This is a genomic window from Niallia sp. 03133 (genome assembly GCF_052663225.1).
In genome coordinates, this window is record NZ_JBQTCY010000002.1 from 238,916 (window position 1) to 259,455 (window position 20,540).

Genomic DNA, 20,540 nt, shown 5'->3' on the forward strand with positions numbered 1-20,540 from the left:
CGGTTTTCGCCGCCTAAATTTTGTGCAATATGGATTCGTTCTCCCTTTTACATAACGGTAACGGAAGACGAATCAACACGTTGCTTTTGTACAAAGTTTTGTTTTCTTTTTAAGTATATGTAAAATAGAAAAAAACATACACCACTTAATGCTCTAAATACTGATGAAATATACATGGCTGCTACAATGTTGGTCATTTCTAATATATATACACCAAACTGCGGAGCCACAAAAGCAATCAAAGCTAAAAGAATATTATAATTTGCGATACATTGGCTTCGAATTTTTTCTTCTGTCGATTCTAAAAGCAGGTTGAATAACAATAATACCGTTCCAGAAACAAATAAACCTGCGAAAATATTCACCAATACAATATAGACTAAGTTGGTTGACAGTACCGTTAAAAAAGGCGCACTCGCCATTCCAATCGAAACATATATTAACATCTTTGTATTGGTGTATTTATCTGCCATTTTCCCCCACCATTTAAAGCTGACTACTTGACCGATGGAATTGGCAACAGCAAATAAACTGATCCACAAACCAGTCGCACCTGCATATTTAATTTGATAAATACTGAAGAGCGACCAGCACATTTGCCATCCAAAATTAAAAAATAAGCTGCATAAAAGAAAATAAAAAAAAGGTTTATGTTTAAATACAGAAATATCAAAAAGTGGCTTTTTCTCCAATTTCTGCAGAATAGGCTGCTTTTTTTCTTTGTGTTTTTTTAAATAAAAAATTTCCAACAAACCACATATAAAGGCTGCTATATAAAGAAATTGATAGGGAGCAGCATTGGTTTTATCAAATAGCTGCAGAAAAAAACCGATGATAAATGTAGAGATCATCCCTATAAATGTCATTACTCGATTTCGATTACTAAAAAAGGCATTCCTGCGCTTTTCTGAAATAATATCTGCAATTAGTGCCTGCCATCCTAAAGTCGCAAAAGAAAAAGGAAAATTCATCAAACTAACCAAAAGAATAAAAGTCATGCTTTGATATTGTTTTGGAAGAAAGAATACAAATGCCATTGCGATTAAAAATAGTCTTGCTGCAAAAAAAGAATAAACAGTAAACATCTTTTTCTCTTTCAGCCTGCTGATAATAATAGAACCAATAACCATTGCAAACATCCCTATAAACTGCGGCAAAGAACTCATCAATCCAACTTCATAGTTAGATGCTCCTAACACACTTATCGCAAAAAGAGGAAAATAATTAGTTGAAATATTTAATATAACAGTCGTAAATACCCCATTTCGAATACTCCATTTTTCATTTTCACTATTTATTTGCTCACTGTCGCTCATATATCATTCATCCTTCTATAAATAAAATAAACTATCTCTAATATTTCGGTTTATGAATTAAAACCATAGCTATCATACTCCCTTATGTGCATCACTGCAAGAGATTTTTACACATTCTACTCATTATTTTGGATTAAAATAATATTAGGATCTCATTTTCCTAGATAAAGTAAACTTCCATCAGTGGGGGTTTTCCTCATCCCCCACTGATGGTTAGTTGCACTTATCGGATCTTTACGGGCGAGTTTCAACGTCTATCTTCCTCGATTTCTCGGCATCTTGAGGCGGGGGGTCTTACTGCCCGTTAAGAGTGGGATAAACGAAAAAACCTCTTATCCAAAATAATGGATAAGAGGTTTTCACTTAGTTACTTGCTTGTCGTTGTATCAGCATCTTTAATATAATTGTAGTCTTCGCGATTTATCGGCGTATACCCTTCTGGTGTATAAAAGCGCAATAAATCTTTGTTTACAATACTATCTGAAGCTTTTAGCTCTGCTGCTGCTCCGTCCGTTTGTTTCTGATAATCCTTCCCATCCAATAATTCTCCGGTTTTGGAATTATAGTAGCTATCGCCTACTTTTGTAACAGTCGGTGATACAAAATCCCCATTTCTAAATGGAATTGTTTCACGATGATTTTTGGACAATAAATCAGAACCTATTTGCAAGTAGTCTTTTGTATTAACACCTAGTAAATGCAAAACAGTCGGCATGACATCAACATCTCCGCCATATTTGCTGACAATTTTCCCTTCCACTCCCGGGACATGAATAAACAATGGAACTCGTTGTAATTGAGCATTCATTAATGGAGTAATTTCATCCACTCCCATTATATCCTTCATAGCGGTATTATGATTTTCAGAAATACCATAATGATCACCGTACATAACAACCATTGTGTGATCATATAATCCAGATGCTTTTAATTCGTCAAAAAATAATTTTATCGATTGATCCAGATAATGAGCGGACCTGAAGTAGTCATTCACCACTTTATCCTTAGTCGTTGCAGCAGGAAAATCTGTATCCCCCTCATCCATTTCAAATGGGTAGTGGTTGGACAATGTAATAAATTTTGAATAAAACGGTTCTTTTAAACCTGTCAATAATGGCATGCTCTCTTTAAAGAAAGGAATATCCTTCATGCCATAATTCTTTGTTTTCTCTTCTGACATGTCATAATACTCTGCATCAAAAAACTTATCATAGCCAATGGATTTATACATTTCATTTCGATTCCAGAAAGTTTTATAGTTTCCATGAAAAACAGCAGAAGTATAGCCTTTTCCTTTTAATATTGCTGGAGCCGATTGCAGTGTATTTTGTGCTTTATTTACAAACACAGATCCTTGCGACATTCCATATAGAGAATTGTCCATCATAAATTCAGCATCGGACGTTTTCCCTTGACCAGTCTGATGGTAGAAGTTTTTAAAATAAAGTGTATTTTGATCTTTTGTTAAAGAATTTAAAAATGGTGTTACTTCCTGTCCATCTAATTTATAGTCTATTACAAAGGATTGCAGCGATTCTAGAGATATGTAGACTACATTCATACCTTCCGCTTTTTTATAATACACAGAATTAGGTTCGGAGAAATTTGCATTGATATAGTTCTGAACTTCTGTAATATCACTGCTGTCTGCTAAAGCTCTTTGGCTTTCAGAACGAGCATTTTGTACAATATCATAAATCGTGAAATTATAGGCGCCTAAATATTTCACTAAATAGTTTCGGTCAAATGAGCGGCTCAATAGTTCCGGTCGATCTACTTCCGCTAAACCTAAATTAACAATAAATGTCAATATAGCCAAAGCAAAAATCGATTTTGCTTTTCTTCTGTTTTTTTGCATAGTTGGTTTATATTTCTTCGTAGCCAGCAATACTATAAGTATAATCACGTCTAAGAAATATAAAACATCATACCCTTTTAGCAAAGAAAAAATACTGTCATTTAATTGTCCACCATTTACTTTCACTTGCATAACAACTGGAACTGTTATGAAATCCGTAAAAAAGCGATAATAAACAATATTTGCATATAGCAGCGAAGACATTAGGGAGGTCATAATAATAATCATGATCGGCTGTGCCTTCCCCTTAATGAATAATGCGAGTCCTATAAAGAATAAAGCAGAGCTGATAGGATTAATAACTAATAGAAATTGTTGAAAAGCCCCAGTTACCCCTAAATTAAATTCTACTTTATAAGCTACGTATGTTTTAATCCAAAATAAAATAATAGCGATTAAAAAGAAAGAAGAATGTTTCGTAATAAACTTATTAAATAATTCTACTGTACCTTTCAATCTTGTTCACCTCAATTCAAAATGTTACAAATGATACTGTTCGTCTTTTTATTGAAATCAACAAAAACGATTTCCTTTTTTTCTTTTTTTAAGTTTAATCCCTATTTCTGTGTTTTAATCTTCCTTACAAAAAACAAAAAAATTTACATGATATTTACAAAACAACGTAATCCATTATATCATATGCATTTAAAAATCCAAATAATTAAATATGCCTGTTTTCCCATTATTTTCTAACAAGTCATTATCATAAGATTTTTAAACTATTGAAATCAAAATTTATCTTACATTAATTTTTTATAAATTTCTAGTAAAAACATATTGATGTTAATTAATAATAATATTCAGCAAAGTCAATTATGTTCTTTTTCTCATTTTTTTCTTCCAGTTCCTTCTCCTTTGTTATGATTGGATACTGCTTCCAGCACCTTTTTCAAGTATAATGAAAAGTAAAGAATAAAGGAGGTTTCATCATGATAAATTTGAATCAACAAGAATACATAACTATATTAGAAAAACTGCTTTCTATAAACAGCCCTTCCGGCAATACAGGGAAAATTATTGATTTTATCGAAGGTTTTTTGCACGATCTTCAGATTGATACAAAAAGAAACAATAAAGGCGGTATCATTGCAATATTTAAAGGTGAATCAAATACAAAACAAAGAATGATTACGGCACATGTTGATACTTTGGGGGCGATGGTAAAAGAAATAAAGAATAACGGAAGATTACGCCTTGATTTAATTGGCGGCTTCACTTATAACAGCATTGAAGGTGAAAACTGTTTAATTGAAACAACAAACGGCAAAACATACACCGGCACCATTCTACTGCATCAAGCTTCAGTTCATGTATACAAAGATGCATCAAAAACGGAGCGGAATCAAGCGAATATGGAAGTCAGAATCGATGAAAAAGTAACAAATGCCGAAGAAGTCCGAAATTTAGGGATTTCTGTAGGTGATTTTGTTTCTTTTTATCCAAGAGTAAAAGTAACCCCATCAGGTTTTATAAAATCAAGACACCTTGATGACAAAGCAAGTGTAGCCATTCTTCTACTCCTGCTTAAGCAGTTGAAACAGGATAAAGCTACACTTCCTTATACCACGAATTTTCTTATTTCGAATAATGAAGAAATCGGCTATGGGGGTAATTCTAATATACCTTCAGAAACAATTGAGTATTTAGCCGTTGATATGGGGCCGATGGGAGACGGCCAATCCACAGACGAATATACTGTATCTATTTGTGTAAAAGACGCAAGCGGTCCTTATCATTATGAGTTAAGAAAAAAACTTGTTCAACTTGCAGCAGAACATGACATTCCATATCAGCTGGATATTTATCCTTATTATGGATCTGATGCATCAGCAGCTATACGTGCAGGGCATGATATAAGACACGGATTAATTGGACCAGGCATTGATTCTTCCCATGCTTATGAACGTACACATTTTTCTTCTGTCAAATCAACTGGTCTGCTTATTTATTATTATTTAATGTCTTCCATGTAATAATAATCAAAAGCTTATTGCAGAGTGTAGACAAAGTAATTATTCCCAGAAACTTCAGGCTGATCGATTCTTAAAAGCTGCAAGTCAATCAACGAAGATGTTAGGACGTAGAGAAGTTAGTCAATTTTCATGATATCTTACATAGTGTTCATCCTCTTTTCCAATAATGAGCATGCAAAGTAAAGTGGACAACGAAGAAACGAGCGTTTTTCGACAGTCTAAAATATGCAATGATTATTACTGTGTTGCCTTATTATGATGTAAATTAAAAAAAGCTGTCCTCTAGTCATAATATCGACTTAGCGGACAGCACTTTTTGCTTTTTTAAGTTCTTGTATGGATACTCCAAAGTTCATTTCCAAGTGAGGATAATCCTTAAAAGAAACCCAATCTCCACCCCACTCAAAGCCGATTGATTTAGCTAATTCCACTACTTCCATCCAGTCGCTTTTCCCATTGCCATTGCCATCATAATCCATATCCCAAATTATTTCACCATTTTTGTTTTTAAGAGCAAAATCGATTGCCAGTCCATAATTATGGTAGGATTCTCCCGCTTTTGCATTTGTTACAATATTGCCTTTAGCTGTTCTTCCCTTCGCAAAGAGAGCATTTTGTTCTTTCTTGCTGCGAAAACCCTCTGTAATAACAACTTGGATGCCTTTTTCAGCTGATTTTCCAAGAAGGACATCTCTTTTGTCCGCAACTTCTTCGTTTAATCTTAAAGCTGTCGAGAATTCAGCTATTTTTGAGTTTCGTTCTGCTTTCCAGAATGAAGCCCAAATAATTAGCAACATAACAAAGAAAATAAAAAACAAAAAAAGCCGTTTTTTTCTTTTTCTTTTTCTTTGCAAATTTATCTCTATCATAAACCTTACTTCATTTCCATTCGATTGGACTGAACAAGTTTCTTTGCTTCAAAATATAGTACTTGAATGAACTTTTTTGTGTGTATTTTAACATGTTTTGAATGCCCAGTTTTTTCATTTTTCAGCTCTGTCATTTTGCTTCTTACAATGGAAAAGTCAAAAAATTTCAAAGCATAGTTTTCAAATTTAGGATTGGAAAAATCGGTTAATCCAATGCTTGCCAAATGCGTGATGGACTGATTGATAGCCCTTCTTACGCGCTGTTCACTCGCCTTCGTTTCTCTTAATAGCTCCATTGTAGAAACGTTGTCGCCTGCACGCATTCTTGCAACTCCTTCAAAAAGCTCTTTCATGGACGGAAAATTCATTTCAAATGTATCGTTTTCTTCATGTTCGTACAAATATTGCAGAATTTCCATTAAGTCCTTGCTGCCGTTTTCACCAATTATGCCTAGATCAGACAAAAGAAATTCTCCAGCCTCTGTTATACTATAATTTTTTACAGCTGGTTCCTTTTTTCTTTCATTATTAGTTATTTCTAAAACACCATTTAATGTTCTTCTAATTTCTCCAACCGTTCTTTCTAATAAAATTGTTTGTATAACTTTATTCGTTATGGAAACAAACTCGTTGCTGTTAATAGGTTTTGTTACGTAATATTCTATTCCGAGAGAATAGGCTTCCCCTATCAATTCTTTTGATTCAACTTGAGAAAGCATGATCGTTTTCCCTTTATATTCACCGTTCCAAGAACGAATGGTTTCAATTCCATCTCGAATAGGCATCAATAAATCAACAATCACAATATCTACCTTTTTAAAATTTAATAATTGACTCGTTACGTTCTCGCCATTTTCTGCTTCCCCGACAACCTCGCCAATATCCTCATCTTCAATAATATGTGTAAGCAATGAACGAATTACTTCATCATCATCAACTAGAAAAAAACGCATAATTAGCTACTCCTTTATTAATCGTGCTTTTGGTAGTTCCACCATAAATTTCGTTCCCTTTTCTGGAAGCGCCTCGTGTGTAATGGAACCACCATAGTTTGTAATTATTTCTTTGCTGTAGGAAAGTCCAATTCCTGTAGAAGAAATTCCTACACCATCAAATTTAAGTGAAAAACCAGGCATATATATAAGCTTGTCATATTTTTGATCAACGCCAATTCCTGTATCAATTACTTCAATATACAGCCTTTCCTCTTTTTCATAAGCATTAATTGATATAGAACCACTTTTTTTAATGGCCTCAATGCTATTGGATACAAGATTATTTATTATCGATAATAATAAATATACTTCATATTGAGCATTGGAAACAGATAAATTTGTCGAAAAACTAATCTTTTTACCAAGCGATTGTGCATATTTACCATTGCTTTTCACAATTATTTCAAGCAGATCCTTGACTTGCATATATTCCGAAAAATTTTCACAGGCAATTAACTTTGAAATTCCCGCATAAATTCTTTGGTTGTCTTTTTTAATATCATGAATATCTCCTGCAATTTTTAATGCCTCTTGGCTTAATCTTTGTGTTTCGACAATTGTTAAATCTTTACTTTTTAATTTGCGGTATAACTCATATGACTCTTTTGTAATAATCTCCACATTTTTTAAGGTTTTTTTCACATGGATACTTTCTTCATATAAACTAGATAGCAGCAATAATAAATGTTCATTTTTGCTGGTTATTTCCTCTTCTCTTATTTTTGCTTCATATATAACAATCATACTATAAAAGGAAACAACAAAAAAACTGCGAAAAACGGCAATTGTACCGATTTGATAGGAATCATCTAAATTCATTTGCAAGCCGATTAGATACGATTGAATAGTCAGCTCAACCATTTGAGAAATCAACTCGAGTATAATGCCGAATACGCCAATTTTCCATACTTCATTTTGAATGTTTTTCACTTTTAATAAAGAAAAAAAGAGAGCATAGCTTATGTAATAAAAACAAGCAGGTAATCTCATTAAAAAAGAGTGGGAAAAAGTATAAGAATCTAAAATGAAAAAATCTACTCCCGTACGGAAAAGACCGACAGCCGCTCCAGTTATAATACCAGCAGCTATAATCTTCCTTTGTGGCAAAAACAAGAGTAAAAAGAAAAAAACTGTTGGTGCAATGCTAACACGAAACTGATCATTTAATGGAAAAAACTTAAACTCGCCTGCAATAGGAACCATAATGATCATCATAAAAATAATAGCAGAATCCGATTTCAGCAATTGATGTATTTTCATTTTTACCTCACCTTTCAATGCTGATAAGTATATCTTTTGTTGATATACAATTCAATTGCGAATAAAGTTTTTAAAATCAAGGCTCTATTAAATTTCATTGTTGATTTATAAAGTGAACCTTCCATCAGTGGGTGTTTTCCCCATCCCCACTGATGGTTAGTAGAACTTATCGGACCTTTACGGGCAGTCATCCCCCACCTACCTTCCTCGATTTCTCAGCATCCCCGAGGTGGGGATCTTACTGCCCGTTATGAGTGGGATAAATGGTCAGGAAATCCACTCGCTTTCCGCGGACGAACTGGCGAGTCTCCTCGCTCGTACCTCGAGGCCACTGAAAAAGTGAATGCTATAAAATATAGATTGTGACAATCCAAACAACGCAGAGGTTTTCGTTAGGTTTTTCGAGGCTTACCACACGCTTTCTGCGGGTCGAGCGCCGAGCCGCTTCGTCGCTACTTTCCAGCAGCAGGGTCTCGCCTGTCTCTCGCTAATCCCACAGGCGTCTCGCAAATTTCCTTCCAAAATCGACATTATCGTTTTACAGAGCCTAAATCAAAAAAGAAAAAGGGTTGTCCCAAAAGTGTTTTACTTTTGGGACAGTCCCTTTTTATGCTTTAAGCAGCATTAGACTTTTTCACTTCTGAAATATACTCATTTGATTTTTGTTGATCAAACTCGCCTTCCCATTTACTCATGATAATAGTAGCCAATGCATTTCCAACCACATTAACAACCGTGCGCAGCATATCCATAATTCGGTCAACCCCTAAAATTACAGCAATGCCTTCTACAGGAATATTCATAGAGCTTAGCGTTGAAACGATAACAACAAAGGAAGCACCAGGAATCCCTGCAATTCCTTTAGATGTCAACATTAATACCAACACCAATGTTAACTGTTGTGCAATGGACATTTCTATCCCTGCCATTTGGGCAATAAATAAACACGCAATACTTTGATAAATAGTGGAGCCATCCAAATTAAAGGTGTAGCCTGTTGGAATTACAAAAGATGTAATGGATTTTGGACACCCGAATTTTTCCATCTTATCCATCAATCTCGGCAAAACAGCTTCCGAACTTGCAGTACTATACGCTAAGATCAATTCATCTTTTAATACCTTAAGCAGCGTAAATATATTTATTTTTACTAGTTTTGCGATAATCCCTAAAACAACAATAACAAAAAATACCATAGTTCCATATACTAATAAAACTAGTTTCGCTAAAGGAAATAATGTTTCAAGCCCAAATTTAGATACGGTAATGCCAATCATTGCAAAAACACCAAATGGAGCAAACTTCATTACTAAGTTAGTGACCCAAAACATACTTTCTAAAACGCCTTCGGTAACAGATAACACTGGTTTCCCTTTTTCACCAATTGCCGCAACACCTAATCCAAATAAAACACTGAAGAAAATAATTGGCAATAAATCACCATTCGCCATGCTTCCAACTACATTTGTCGGCACCATGTGAACAAGAATATCCCCGATACCATGACTATCCTTTGTCGCCTCTGAAGATTGCTCATATTGAGAAATATCTGTCTTTTCCAACCCATCTTGATTAACGCCAAGTCCTGGTTGAAACACATTTGCAACAAGCAATCCAAAAAGAATAGCTACTGTTGTAACAATTTCAAAATATAGAATTGTTTTTCCACCAAGTTTGCCCAATTTTTTTATATCGCCAACCCCAGCAATCGAAACAATCAGTGCCGCTACTACGATTGGAACAACAATCATTTTAATTAGATGAAGAAAAATATCTCCAATTGGGGTTAATATACTTATCAATACATTATTCTGATGGAAAATTGCGCCTACAATAACTCCTAAAACAAGTGCAATTAAAATTTGTATGGCTAATCCATATTTTTTCATTCATTTTCCTCCCTTTCCATGATAACTTTTATGACAATGAATATACATAGTAGTAACTATATAACAACACCTACATTAAATAACTCAATTCGACAATAAGTATTATTTTCATCTAATTCTCCTATTAAAAAAGCTAAAATTTATATAAAAAAAAGCATGTTTTGACTATTTCTCCAAACATGCTTTTTTTGATAAGAACTATTTGTTTAAGAAAAAATCTTGGTAGGACAGATAAAACACTTGATAAGAAGGAAGTTGTCTTGAACAATTACATCTGGATCTTATTAATGCAGCGTTCGAAATGCGGTTTTACTGCCTGTTTGTCCAGCAATTACTTCCAAATGCATCTCCATTCTTTCCTTTATTTCTGGAACGTGTGAAATAATTCCAACAAGCCTCCCTGAACTTTGAATATCCATTAAGGTCTCAATTGCTTGGTCTAATGATTCCGGGTCAAGTGTTCCGAACCCTTCGTCAATAAACATTGTTTCTAAGGAAACACCTCCAGCATATTGCTGAACAACATCAGCCAGACCAAGTGCCAACGATAATGCCGCTTTAAAACTCTCTCCTCCTGATAGAGTTTTCACATGTCTTTCTTGCCCAGTATATTGATCATATACTAAAAGTTCTAATCCACTTTGCACATTTCCTTTGGATCGATCCGTTTTCCTTAATAGTTGATAGCGTCCACTTGTCATTTTTATTAGACGCATATTTGCCGCTTGTAAAATTTCATCCAAAAAAGATGCCAGAACATATCTTTCAAATGTAATCCGGTATGTATTTTGCCCTCTAGTTATATCGTATAAATGACCAAGCAATTTATATTCTTCTTCTAATTGCTTTATTTCTTTATTGATTGCAAGCACCTGATTCCTAACGTCTTCATTATCGCGTTTCTTTACCATTAAATTCGTATATTCCTGCTGAACTTGTGAGATGCTTTTCTCTATATCTTCTACTTTCTTTTTGAGCAGAACAATGTCTGGTTTTTTCACATTTTTTAGACTGTCTAGCAAATCTTGATAACGATCGCAGACGGATCGATATTCTTCATGATATAGCCGAATATTTTTCATTCGCTTATCTGACTCCTCTTCCGGGAGTTTAGCCTGTGTATAGGCGGAATAATTAGCAAAACCTTGTGTTCTCATACTTTCAAGAAAAATGGCACGCTCTGATTTCATATTCTCTTCTAATCTAGTTATACTCGCCACAGTTCCTTCTCGTTTTATTGTTGCTTTTTGCAGAGAATCTTTTGTTTCCTGTAATGCATCTTGAGCTTTTTTATAGGATTCTTCTAATCTTTTCAACTTTACTTTAGCATGATCCTTCTCTTTTATATATTGAGCAACATCCCGCAAGTAATCAGGAATCATACTTTTCATACTGTCTAAGGTCGTTTTTTGCTCTGCCAATCGGATTGAGTTTTCCTGTATTTCTAAAGAATTTTTATCAGCTTCTTCTTGAATAGCAGATAAGCGCTGCTCTATTTTCCTAATTTCTTCTTCTGTTTTTATCACCTTTTTTTCTGCTTCCATTAACTGTATTTGTTCTTTTTTTAATGCTTCTACTTCTGATTCCAATTTTCTGTTCATGGTTTCTGAATTTAACGCTGAGTAGTCTGGTAAATTTTTTCTAATCTCTTCCATCGAAGCATTTTGGTCTTCCTGTAAGAAAGTTTGCTGTGTTTGCAATGTCATCAAAATAGATTCTGCTTCACTCTTCTCCTTTTCAAGTTGCAAAAGATCAGCTCTAGCACTCTTTACATCTTCATCATTTGTAATGTGAACAACCGCACTATTAGCCATCCGCGGATGATCGGTACTTCCACAAACTGGACATGGCTCGTCCTTTTGCAGTTTTTCAGCTAATAAATAAGATTGTGCAGCCAACCATTCAGATTCCATTGTTTCTAATAGTACTTTTCCATCATTAAAACGGCTTCTTATCTTTTCTACAATAATTTGCTTCTCTGCTATTTGTGTATGCAAGGAAGAATATTTTTTTGCTAATCCCTTATATTTTTCCGTTTTTTCCAAAATATAATGGAGCGTCATTAGCTTCTCTTTATTTTCTAAGTAGGTTATTTTATTTGCTTCGAACTGTCTTTTTTCCTCGTTGAGTACTAAGAATAAAGCTTCATTTTCTTTCTTACTTCCTTGTAATTGTCTTTTTTTCGCTTCTGCATTTTTTAATATTAAAGCTAGTTGCTTCACTTTTGTTTCTTTTTCGGAAAAAAGCTGGACATCTTTTTCAATACTCTTTAAATAAGAAATATGGTCGGTTAATTTTTTACGTTCCTCTTCTTTTTTTTCTTCGATTTTGAATTGTTTTTCAGCTCCAAGCCAATTTGCTTTTTCTTTTTCTATTAAGTCATTTAAATGATATTTTTCTTTTTCACTTGCATCTATCTGCTTTTTTAAATGATGACATATTTCTTCTTGTTTCGTTAAAAGGTCTGCTTTTTGTGCAAGCTGAACGGAGTCCTCCAATTTTTGATAAAAATCCTGTTTTTCGAATAGCTCCTGTTTTTTTTCTCCAAGAGAATCACGCAATTGCAATTGTTTTAAAATAGATTCTGCTTCAAATAGTTGCTGTCTTACGTTATCTCTCCTTTTATTTTTATCATCCAATGTTTTTTGAAGTTCTTCTAGTTTCTTTTCCATCGCATTTATTTCTTTTTCTAATAATGGTAGGAGAATAACATCATTCTCTCCATTATCGAGTAAATGAGTTTGCAAATCTTCTATATAAAGAGAAGTTATACTCTGCAATGCAGTATTTCGCCTAAATAATTGCAGCTCAACTGATTTTTTCAACTTAGATGAATGCACCTTCAGCTTTTCTTCAATCCGTTTATACATTTCAGTGCGAAAAAGCTTCTGTAGAATCATCTCTTTTTCTTTGCTGTCAGATGTTAATAGCTTGCGAAACTCCCCTTGAGGAATCATAAGAATTTGCCTAAATTGATTACTATCAATCTGCATGATTTCTTTTACTTTTTCATCGACTTCTCGTATCGAAGAAGCAATAACCTTCTGTTCACCATCTTCATCATAAATAAATAATTCAGCTTTTGCACCTATAGTCGTAAATCCGTCGCCACGGTCCTTCTTTTTTTCTTGTTGAGGAGACCGGATAATTAAATACCTTTCGTTTCTTAGTTTAAACTCTAGGCTAACTTCCGTAAGAAGAGAATTTGGTGCAAATTGACTTCTTAATTCAGGTCCATTTCGGTCTTCTCCACTCGCCTTTCCATAAATTGCATAACTAATGCCATCAAATATTGTGGTTTTCCCTGAACCTGTTTTTCCAGAAATAACAAACATTGTACGATTTCCCAACACATTAAAATCTATTGTTTCGCTTCCTGCATATGGTCCAAATCCCTGCATTGTTAATTTTAAGGGCCTCACTTTGTTGTTTCCTCCTTTAGGCATTCATCGATCAATTTCCCCATTAATTGACGCTTTTCTGCTGAAAAGGAAGAAGTCGTCATTTCCTCATAAAACGAGGAAAATAAATCTAATTCTGTTTTTCTTTGTTCTTTATTTACAGTAAAGGAAGTCTTTTTCTTTTGATCGATATTTTCTATTTTTCTTTCTAAATGTAAAACATTTGGATATACTTGTCTTAATTTATTTATTGGGTCTAAAATAGCTCCCTCATCTAATAGCGTAATTTTTAAATAATCGTCTATCTTTTGTTTCTTATAATAGCCTGGATCCAATAACTCCTCTAAATATCCCTCTAACTCTCTCATATCTTTTTTTGGGGTAAACGTATGAAACTTTTCTGTCATGCACCCATTTTCCTGTATTTCAATAATCGATACAGATTTTTTTTGATTCGCTTCGGAAAATGAATACTTCATTAAGGAACCGGCATATTTTACTGTATCATGCGATAATGCATCTGGACTGTGCAAATGCCCTAAGGCAGTATAGGTAAAGGAAGAAAACAACTCGGCACCAACACAGCCAGTACCACCAACTGATAGAACTCGTTCAGAGTCTGTTGTTTTCCCACCCAGAACAAAACTATGTCCAACTAATATATTTGGCTCCTCATGATTTAACTGTTCTTCTATCTTTTTAATAATAGCTTGCATTGCATGATGATGGTTCATAATCTTATCATCTTCCATTAATTGTCTGACAATTACGGGTTCGCAATATGGCACTAAATAAAAATTAACCCCTTTTATATGTACTGGTTTAAAACTTTTTTCAACTTTTCCGTTTAAATAAAACCGATTTTGCTGATACCATGAACTGCCAAACGATAATCGCTCTGCACTATCATGATTTCCAGAAATAGCAAGTACCGGCGTTTTTAATTCCACATTAATTGTATACAGCACTTCATCCAATAAATTCACCGCTTCTGTTGGAGGTATAGAACGGTCATATAAATCACCTGCTATTACCACCGCATCCGGCTGTTCTTCTTTTACGAGTTCAATAAATTGATTTAATATATATCTCTGATCCTCTGTCATATAAAGACCATGCACTAGCTTTCCTAAGTGCCAATCTGCAGTATGTATAAACTTCACGTTTGTCACCCTATCCAATAAAAATTGATTTTTCATTATTATTTTTATTATAGCAAACAAACGATCTACAGGAGGAGGTATTAATTGTAAAAATCAACCTTGATGCATTCATTTTTTGAATACAAAAAAGCTGCCATTCTTTGAATAGCAGCTTTCATTAATATTTTAATTATTATCGTGTTGTTACATTGGCAGCTTGCGGTCCACGAGCACCTTCTACTACTTCAAACGCTACATCCTGACCTTCTTCTAATGATTTAAACCCTTCTACTTGGATTGCTGAATAGTGTACAAATACATCATTTCCATCTTCTGCTTCAATGAATCCAAATCCTTTTTCTGCATTAAACCATTTTACTTTACCGTTTTTCATGTAAAAAATCCTCCTAAACAAGCCATATGAGCTTCCCATAAATTTTACCATTTTCTGCGCAAAAAGCATTTTTTCTATCATTCTTTCAAACATTATTTTATTCGAAAAGTTGATTTACAAATACTTAATACGTTTTCATAACGGTTACTATAAATTTACCATTTTTACCGTATACAGTCAATAGAAAACCCTTACATTTTTATATTGTTTATATTATTCTTTTTAAGTTAATTTTTAATTCGATATTGTATCCAACTAAATAATTTAATAAATAGTTTTGAAATAATTATTCCTTCAAATGGGACAAGTTTTGAATAGATTGAATCATTATATCAAGCTTTGCCTCTATTCGATTTAATAAGTAAAAACTTACTACAATCGGAAACCCTACTTGGCTGATAAATGATATAAAATCATTCAATGCTGCCACACTCCTTTTGGAAGGACGGCAGACAACTTGTTGCTATTCTGCCATCCTGTATATTAATGATTAGATGTTAAAATCTGAAACATTTCGCTCGACTAGACGTACACCTTTAGCTGCAATAAATTCACCATTATCAGTTGCAAAGATATTTGCGGTAATAATGCTTTGCATGGCAGTTAATACTTGTGCAGTATTAATTGGTTCAATTGGTTCTTCCAAGGAAATTTTGCTTGTTTTTCCATTTGTAGTTAAAAAAGTCAATTCCAATGTTTTCGCCATCTAAATAGCCCCCTATCTTTTTCTTTTATTTTACTACGTCGAAATTAGCATTTTTCACTACTGCTTGAAGAGGTAAAGTGACAAGTGAAGCAACTGCATCTGCGACTTGCAGCAGTTCTTCTGGTGTTGCTGTTTCTTTCACATTGCGCAGTGATTTGGAGACAAAATTAGCTTCTCCATTTTCTTTTACACCATTTTGAAATATCAATTTTATAACAGATTCATTAAACAATGATTGAGCCATTTTATCACCTCCCCTCACTCACTATATAGAACGGTAAGTTAAAAAAAGACAGGGAAAAATGAATAAACCCAAATTAAGAGGAATAGATAAAGCGAATAATAATGTATGCGATTACATTAATAGGATCAACTTTATTAATTAATATAGTAAAACTAGTTAAACGACCAATCTATCCTGATTCAGATCCCATAAAATAAAACATCAATGAAAAAGGAGGGATTTTTCTATGGATTTGCTTAAAGACTATTTAAATGAGAACTACTATATATTAGTTCCAGTTTTATGGGTAATAGGCTATGCAGTAAAACAAACCCCAAAAATTCCAGACTGGCTCATTATTTGGATTTTACTGACTTTCTCTATACTACTAGGTACATTTGCGTATGGAATGACGTTTGAAGCCATTACCAATGGCATTTTAGCAGCAGGTGTCTCTGTACTTGGCCATCAAATCATCAAACAAACCCCTTTTAAACAAACACCAAAAAAATAATGGGACAAACTAAAATCAAATACTTGTGAATCAACGAAAAAGGCTGCCTAAAAAACGTTCGCTCTCTTCGTCATTCACCGTTTTTTATGGTGCTCATTACCTAAAACGGTAACTTTGCTCCTCAAAAAGGGGCGTTCCTTATAGAAAAACGTTTTTAATCTGCCTGAAATTTTGGAATTACTTTTCTAACGCTATAGGGCTGTCATATACAGCCCTTTTGTTTGTGGATATATAACCAACCATATATAAGATACATTCTACTAATTAATCAAGATTAGAATCTTGTTATGTTCGCAGCTGCTTAGCTAATTTCCGATAATGAATATACATAGTAATTCGCCATGGCACAATCATGCTAAAAGCCAATATCCAAAACATTCCACTCAATTGTCCTACATCAATAGAACTGCTTAAAATCAGTTTTGCAATAATTCTAATCGCAAGCAACCCAAATAATATAAAAACAAATGCACGTGATCTTTTTAAATAAACACTATTTTCCTTTATTTCAAAATGTGAAGTTTTAATTAAAAGAATAGAAAATAGCATTCCTACAATTACTGCTTCCAAGATTTCTTTGCCTGTAACAGCAAAATCAGGAAACAAAAACATCAAAGCCCCTGTGCTCATAAAAATGGGGGGTAGAATTATTTTTTTTGCTGAAACTGGTTTTTTTGCTGCTTTCATGCGAACAAACATAACAAAAACTCCCATAAAAACAGCAATCACTGATGAAAGAATGACAGGTGTCATTTTCATTTCCCCTTTATTGGTTACAATATTTTAACGATTTTATGTATCAAATCACCTTATCTAAATAGAAATTATATCATGTATTATTTCAGAAAAAAAACAAAAAAAAATAGGATGTTTTACAATCACATCCTCCTATTTTCTTCGTCAATTGACCTGCATCCTACGAGCCTGTTGAATGCCGACACTAGTATATCCTGTACATCGGCTAGACCACTCGTCAATTTTTATGTGCACCATACCTCAAAATACAACCGTTCCCGATCAGTCTGTAATTTCTGCAAATATACTTTTTCTACTCTTTAAGGATATGATTTATTGCTATCATATCCTTAAAGATGTTATTACCTTAATACTCTGTTAATTGCATCTATTACTCTATTTTCATCGAATGGTTTCACAATAAAGTCTTTTGCTCCCGCTTCGATTGCTTCGACTACCATTTTTTGCTGCCCCATTGCAGAACACATAATTACTTTAGCATCAGCAAACTCTTTTCTTATTTCCTTAACAGCTTCTAACCCACTCATTTCAGGCATTGTAATATCCATTGTGACTATATCAGGATCTAATTCACGATACAAACGTATTGCTTCTTTCCCATTCTCTCCTTCACCAACCACTTCATGATCAGCTTTTATTAAAATATTTGAGAGAGTCATTCTCATAAATTTAGCATCATCCACAATTAATATTCTTGCCATCGTTCTTTCCTCCTCAACCCACAACGGAAGTTCAAACTAATTCCATTTTACTATATAAATAATACATTATTCACTATAACGGAACTTAGGATGCATTTCAATTATTAATTTTATTCTATTATTCTTTCCATTGAAATACAACCTAAAATTATCCAAAAAAATAAATTTTAAAAACCTGTAAACCCTCTAAACACTGGATTTATTACACGTGTAATCAACTTCATACCATCAAAGTACAAAATCACTCCCATTCCGATCATTATTACTCCCCCCATTTTCATAAAAAAAAGGCTATGTAATTGTATAGATTTTATACTTCCAATAAAGAAAGACAGCAATAAAAAAGGAAGGGAAAAACCTACTATATAAGATCCCATATATAGTAAACTTGCACTAGGATTCATTCCGGCTAATGACAAGACTGCAGCGAATATTGGACCAGTACATGGAGTCCATCCAGCAGCAAAACTCATTCCAATAAGAACAGAACCAACGAAACCTGCAGGACGATTTTTAAATAGATAGCGATGTTCTTTCATAAAAAACGAAGGATGAAATACTCCGATTAAAATCAATCCAAATAGGACAATTACAATGGCTCCTAAACGTCTTATTAAGTCCTGATAGTCGTAAAAAAGACGGCCAATAAAAGAAGAACCATATCCAAGTGTAATAAAAATGATAGAAAAACCAAAGAGAAATAACAACGTATGCAATAAACTCTTTTTTTGAAGCAAAACTTTTTCTTGTTTAATCCTTCCAAGGGACATCCCGGTAATATAGGATAAAAAAGCAGGATACAGAGGGAGACAACATGGAGAAATGAAACTTAGAAAACCTGCTCCCAAAGCTAAAAACACGCTTATATCATTCATTATATCCTCCTCATCCTGTATTTTCTTTATACAATATATGTTATTTGCAAATAATTATGTAGACAACATATTTTTTGCATTTACTTCCAAATATAGTTATAATTTAAATATAGAAATTGTATTTTGAAAACGTATTATAAAAAATAAAAAAAATGATATTGTACATTGGAACCGGTATATTCAACTAATCTTGCAATTTTTTGTTTTCCGATTCCAACTTCGAATTACATGGTGATGGATCAATCATCTATCATTAATAACCATTCTATTTAGCTGGCCACTTATTCATTTTCATTATTCAAAATGAATACAATTAAATTCTTGCAGTAGCTGGAAAGGAACAACAACCATGTCAAATCAGCAATTACTTAACCTAATTGAAAAAAAAAGGGACGAGCTAGTAGAAATTGTGGTGAAGCATGGTTTTTCGTCTCCACTTGCTATTACATGCAGTCAAGAGCTTGATCTACTATTAAATCAGTATAATAAATATTCAATAAAAAAGACTGGTACCTTCTTTCGTACAAAAAACCATATCTCTTCCAAATAAAGTACAATCATATAAGAAAATCAATTATCTTCATAAATATTTGCTTTCTTCCTTTTTCAGTTCCATTTATATTGATCCTTATAACAGAATAAACGCTTCCGACAAAAAAGGTAAACAAAAAACCATTATCTTCCTATACAAATGTATATAAGATAATGGTTTTATCTTGTTAAAATAACGCAATTATAAAATCCAATCTATAGATGGTTTACATACCATAACGATAATGAGCATAATTGCAGCTAATCAAAATGCTTGTCCATTATTATTTTGTTTGTTTGTTCATTGCTGACATCATTTGATTAATTTTCTTCTGTGATGGTTTCATTCCCATTTGCATCATCATCATTTTTAACATTTGCTCATTAATTGGCGGATTTTTCTTTAAATAGCTCATCATATATTTACGAGCGATAAAAAATCCAATAGCAATACCAGCAAGTAATGCTACTACAATTAGCACAATTGAAAGCCAAGTAGTCATTTTTTTTCCTCCTTCATGTTGTCTACCACTTAGTGTACTAGACCAGATATTATTATACAATATCTGTACTCTAATTTCTCTTTTTCAAACGAAATTTCTTTCTTTAATTGGCTTTAACCATCCATATCTGCCATTTTGAGTGTCTATCGCTAAAAATGACGGTTCATTCTTACGAATCACTTCAAAAAAAACAGACTCAGCATCAAAATACCCTTCTGCTTCTATCACTAAACAATTAGGAAGAATAGTTAATTCCGCCTTGCTTAAATTTCCATTTTCTATATAAAACTTATCTTTTTTTTGTTGGAAGAATTTTTTCAACTGCAATTCACTATTAATAAGCTTCTGCAGTTTCCAAACAGGGATAGGAAGAGTTATGTAATCAATCTGCTTTTGTAGAATTTCTTTTAATTCTTTTTTTCTTACACTAGTATGCTCAAAAAATAAATTGTAAATCATTCTTTCTTTTCCATTATAATGCAAAGCAACACTTTCTTCTATCAAATACAATTCATATTTTCTCATACTGTTTTTCCACCTACCTGTCTTTACGTCTTTCTACCATTATAAAAAGATACTATTACAGGTTGTGTCTCAAGGTGTAAAAAAAACAGACTATTTTTGTCGAATGTAT

At 33.3% G+C, this 20,540-nt stretch carries 20 protein-coding genes; 3 read left to right on the forward strand and 17 right to left on the reverse strand.

Annotated features, from left to right (window positions below; translation table 11 throughout):
• Positions 1 to 47 precede the first annotated feature (47 nt).
• Together ACTYBU_RS03555 and ACTYBU_RS03560 are read right to left on the reverse strand one after the other, a co-directional pair.
• Positions 48 to 1,316, reverse strand: coding sequence for an MFS transporter (locus ACTYBU_RS03555; protein ID WP_445487211.1), 1,269 nt, complete (start codon positions 1,314 to 1,316; stop codon positions 48 to 50).
• 367 nt (positions 1,317 to 1,683) lie between these two features.
• Positions 1,684 to 3,630, reverse strand: coding sequence for an LTA synthase family protein (locus ACTYBU_RS03560; protein WP_445487213.1), 1,947 nt, complete (start codon positions 3,628 to 3,630; stop codon positions 1,684 to 1,686).
• Positions 3,631 to 4,103: 473 nt separating this feature from the next.
• Between ACTYBU_RS03560 and ACTYBU_RS03565 the strand changes: the two genes are divergently transcribed.
• Positions 4,104 to 5,147: a M42 family metallopeptidase gene (locus ACTYBU_RS03565; protein ID WP_445487215.1), complete on the forward strand. Its 1,044-nt coding sequence runs from the start codon at positions 4,104 to 4,106 to the stop codon at positions 5,145 to 5,147.
• Between the two features lie 299 nt (positions 5,148 to 5,446).
• Here ACTYBU_RS03565 and ACTYBU_RS03570 read toward each other — a convergent pair whose 3' ends face one another.
• The 10 genes from ACTYBU_RS03570 to ACTYBU_RS03615 all read right to left on the reverse strand — a co-directional run bounded on the left by ACTYBU_RS03570 (position 5,447) and on the right by ACTYBU_RS03615 (position 16,047).
• On the reverse strand, positions 5,447 to 6,016 hold the full coding sequence (locus tag ACTYBU_RS03570; protein WP_445487216.1) for a M15 family metallopeptidase: 570 nt from the start codon (positions 6,014 to 6,016) through the stop codon (positions 5,447 to 5,449).
• A gap of 5 nt (positions 6,017 to 6,021) precedes the next feature.
• Positions 6,022 to 6,969, reverse strand: a complete 948-nt coding sequence (locus tag ACTYBU_RS03575; protein ID WP_445487218.1) for a response regulator — start codon at positions 6,967 to 6,969, stop codon at positions 6,022 to 6,024.
• A 6-nt stretch (positions 6,970 to 6,975) separates the two neighbouring features.
• Positions 6,976 to 8,271, reverse strand: coding sequence for an ATP-binding protein (locus ACTYBU_RS03580; protein ID WP_445487220.1), 1,296 nt, complete (start codon positions 8,269 to 8,271; stop codon positions 6,976 to 6,978).
• A 614-nt stretch (positions 8,272 to 8,885) separates the two neighbouring features.
• Positions 8,886 to 10,160, reverse strand: coding sequence for a cation:dicarboxylate symporter family transporter (locus ACTYBU_RS03585; RefSeq protein ID WP_445487222.1), 1,275 nt, complete (start codon positions 10,158 to 10,160; stop codon positions 8,886 to 8,888).
• Positions 10,161 to 10,444: 284 nt separating this feature from the next.
• Positions 10,445 to 13,582: an AAA family ATPase gene (locus ACTYBU_RS03590; protein WP_445487224.1), complete on the reverse strand. Its 3,138-nt coding sequence runs from the start codon at positions 13,580 to 13,582 to the stop codon at positions 10,445 to 10,447.
• Positions 13,579 to 14,724 (reverse strand): exonuclease SbcCD subunit D, encoded by a 1,146-nt coding sequence (locus tag ACTYBU_RS03595; protein ID WP_445487550.1) that lies wholly within the window; start codon positions 14,722 to 14,724, stop codon positions 13,579 to 13,581. Before ACTYBU_RS03595 ends, ACTYBU_RS03590 begins: the two co-directional genes overlap by 4 nt.
• 172 nt (positions 14,725 to 14,896) lie before the next feature.
• Complete coding sequence (locus ACTYBU_RS03600; protein ID WP_445487226.1) at positions 14,897 to 15,097, reverse strand: cold-shock protein; 201 nt, start codon at positions 15,095 to 15,097, stop codon at positions 14,897 to 14,899.
• A gap of 286 nt (positions 15,098 to 15,383) precedes the next feature.
• Entirely contained in the window at positions 15,384 to 15,518 is a 135-nt protein-coding gene (locus ACTYBU_RS03605; protein ID WP_445487227.1) for a YvrJ family protein, read from the reverse strand.
• A gap of 69 nt (positions 15,519 to 15,587) precedes the next feature.
• Positions 15,588 to 15,803 (reverse strand): DUF2922 domain-containing protein, encoded by a 216-nt coding sequence (locus tag ACTYBU_RS03610; protein WP_445487229.1) that lies wholly within the window; start codon positions 15,801 to 15,803, stop codon positions 15,588 to 15,590.
• A 25-nt stretch (positions 15,804 to 15,828) separates the two neighbouring features.
• Positions 15,829 to 16,047 carry a DUF1659 domain-containing protein gene (locus ACTYBU_RS03615; protein ID WP_445487230.1) on the reverse strand — a complete coding sequence of 73 codons (219 nt, stop codon included), beginning with the start codon at positions 16,045 to 16,047 and terminating at the stop codon, positions 15,829 to 15,831.
• Between the two features lie 226 nt (positions 16,048 to 16,273).
• On the opposite strand from ACTYBU_RS03615, the gene ACTYBU_RS03620 reads away from it, so the two are divergent.
• Entirely contained in the window at positions 16,274 to 16,540 is a 267-nt protein-coding gene (locus tag ACTYBU_RS03620; RefSeq protein WP_445487232.1) for a phage holin family protein, read from the forward strand.
• 285 nt (positions 16,541 to 16,825) lie between these two features.
• On the opposite strand, the gene ACTYBU_RS03625 is transcribed toward ACTYBU_RS03620, so the two are convergent.
• The 3 genes from ACTYBU_RS03625 to ACTYBU_RS03635 all read right to left on the reverse strand — a co-directional run bounded on the left by ACTYBU_RS03625 (position 16,826) and on the right by ACTYBU_RS03635 (position 18,872).
• Positions 16,826 to 17,293, reverse strand: coding sequence for a CcdC family protein (locus ACTYBU_RS03625; protein ID WP_445487233.1), 468 nt, complete (start codon positions 17,291 to 17,293; stop codon positions 16,826 to 16,828).
• A gap of 344 nt (positions 17,294 to 17,637) precedes the next feature.
• Positions 17,638 to 17,997: a response regulator gene (locus ACTYBU_RS03630; RefSeq protein WP_445487234.1), complete on the reverse strand. Its 360-nt coding sequence runs from the start codon at positions 17,995 to 17,997 to the stop codon at positions 17,638 to 17,640.
• Positions 17,998 to 18,164: 167 nt separating this feature from the next.
• Complete coding sequence (locus ACTYBU_RS03635; RefSeq protein ID WP_445487236.1) at positions 18,165 to 18,872, reverse strand: cytochrome c biogenesis protein CcdA; 708 nt, start codon at positions 18,870 to 18,872, stop codon at positions 18,165 to 18,167.
• A 349-nt stretch (positions 18,873 to 19,221) separates the two neighbouring features.
• On the opposite strand from ACTYBU_RS03635, the gene ACTYBU_RS03640 reads away from it, so the two are divergent.
• Positions 19,222 to 19,422, forward strand: a complete 201-nt coding sequence (locus tag ACTYBU_RS03640; protein ID WP_445487237.1) for a Spo0E family sporulation regulatory protein-aspartic acid phosphatase — start codon at positions 19,222 to 19,224, stop codon at positions 19,420 to 19,422.
• Positions 19,423 to 19,687: 265 nt separating this feature from the next.
• Here ACTYBU_RS03640 and ACTYBU_RS03645 read toward each other — a convergent pair whose 3' ends face one another.
• Positions 19,688 to 19,906 carry a YneF family protein gene (locus ACTYBU_RS03645; RefSeq protein WP_445487239.1) on the reverse strand — a complete coding sequence of 73 codons (219 nt, stop codon included), beginning with the start codon at positions 19,904 to 19,906 and terminating at the stop codon, positions 19,688 to 19,690.
• Positions 19,907 to 19,990: 84 nt separating this feature from the next.
• The gene (gene sirA / locus ACTYBU_RS03650; protein WP_445487241.1) at positions 19,991 to 20,431 is read right to left on the reverse strand and encodes a sporulation inhibitor of replication protein SirA; all 441 of its coding nucleotides are present in this window, start codon (positions 20,429 to 20,431) and stop codon (positions 19,991 to 19,993) included.
• Positions 20,432 to 20,540: the final 109 nt, after the last annotated feature.

What these genes read in the sequence shown, in the direction of transcription:
- ACTYBU_RS03580 (WP_445487220.1), bottom strand. Translation starts at nt 8,271, where the DNA reads ATGAAAATACATCAATTGCTGAAATCGGATTCTGCTATTATTTTTATG.
- ACTYBU_RS03635 (WP_445487236.1), bottom strand. Translation starts at nt 18,872, where the DNA reads ATGAATGATATAAGCGTGTTTTTAGCTTTGGGAGCAGGTTTTCTAAGT.
- ACTYBU_RS03645 (WP_445487239.1), bottom strand. Translation starts at nt 19,906, where the DNA reads ATGACTACTTGGCTTTCAATTGTGCTAATTGTAGTAGCATTACTTGCT.
- ACTYBU_RS03585 (WP_445487222.1), bottom strand. Translation starts at nt 10,160, where the DNA reads ATGAAAAAATATGGATTAGCCATACAAATTTTAATTGCACTTGTTTTA.
- ACTYBU_RS03600 (WP_445487226.1), bottom strand. Translation starts at nt 15,097, where the DNA reads ATGAAAAACGGTAAAGTAAAATGGTTTAATGCAGAAAAAGGATTTGGA.
- ACTYBU_RS03620 (WP_445487232.1), top strand. Translation starts at nt 16,274, where the DNA reads ATGGATTTGCTTAAAGACTATTTAAATGAGAACTACTATATATTAGTT.
- ACTYBU_RS03575 (WP_445487218.1), bottom strand. Translation starts at nt 6,969, where the DNA reads ATGCGTTTTTTTCTAGTTGATGATGATGAAGTAATTCGTTCATTGCTT.
- ACTYBU_RS03615 (WP_445487230.1), bottom strand. Translation starts at nt 16,047, where the DNA reads ATGGCTCAATCATTGTTTAATGAATCTGTTATAAAATTGATATTTCAA.
- ACTYBU_RS03640 (WP_445487237.1), top strand. Translation starts at nt 19,222, where the DNA reads ATGTCAAATCAGCAATTACTTAACCTAATTGAAAAAAAAAGGGACGAG.
- ACTYBU_RS03625 (WP_445487233.1), bottom strand. Translation starts at nt 17,293, where the DNA reads ATGACACCTGTCATTCTTTCATCAGTGATTGCTGTTTTTATGGGAGTT.
- ACTYBU_RS03610 (WP_445487229.1), bottom strand. Translation starts at nt 15,803, where the DNA reads ATGGCGAAAACATTGGAATTGACTTTTTTAACTACAAATGGAAAAACA.
- ACTYBU_RS03555 (WP_445487211.1), bottom strand. Translation starts at nt 1,316, where the DNA reads ATGAGCGACAGTGAGCAAATAAATAGTGAAAATGAAAAATGGAGTATT.
- sirA (WP_445487241.1), bottom strand. Translation starts at nt 20,431, where the DNA reads ATGAGAAAATATGAATTGTATTTGATAGAAGAAAGTGTTGCTTTGCAT.
- ACTYBU_RS03565 (WP_445487215.1), top strand. Translation starts at nt 4,104, where the DNA reads ATGATAAATTTGAATCAACAAGAATACATAACTATATTAGAAAAACTG.
- ACTYBU_RS03630 (WP_445487234.1), bottom strand. Translation starts at nt 17,997, where the DNA reads ATGGCAAGAATATTAATTGTGGATGATGCTAAATTTATGAGAATGACT.
- ACTYBU_RS03570 (WP_445487216.1), bottom strand. Translation starts at nt 6,016, where the DNA reads ATGATAGAGATAAATTTGCAAAGAAAAAGAAAAAGAAAAAAACGGCTT.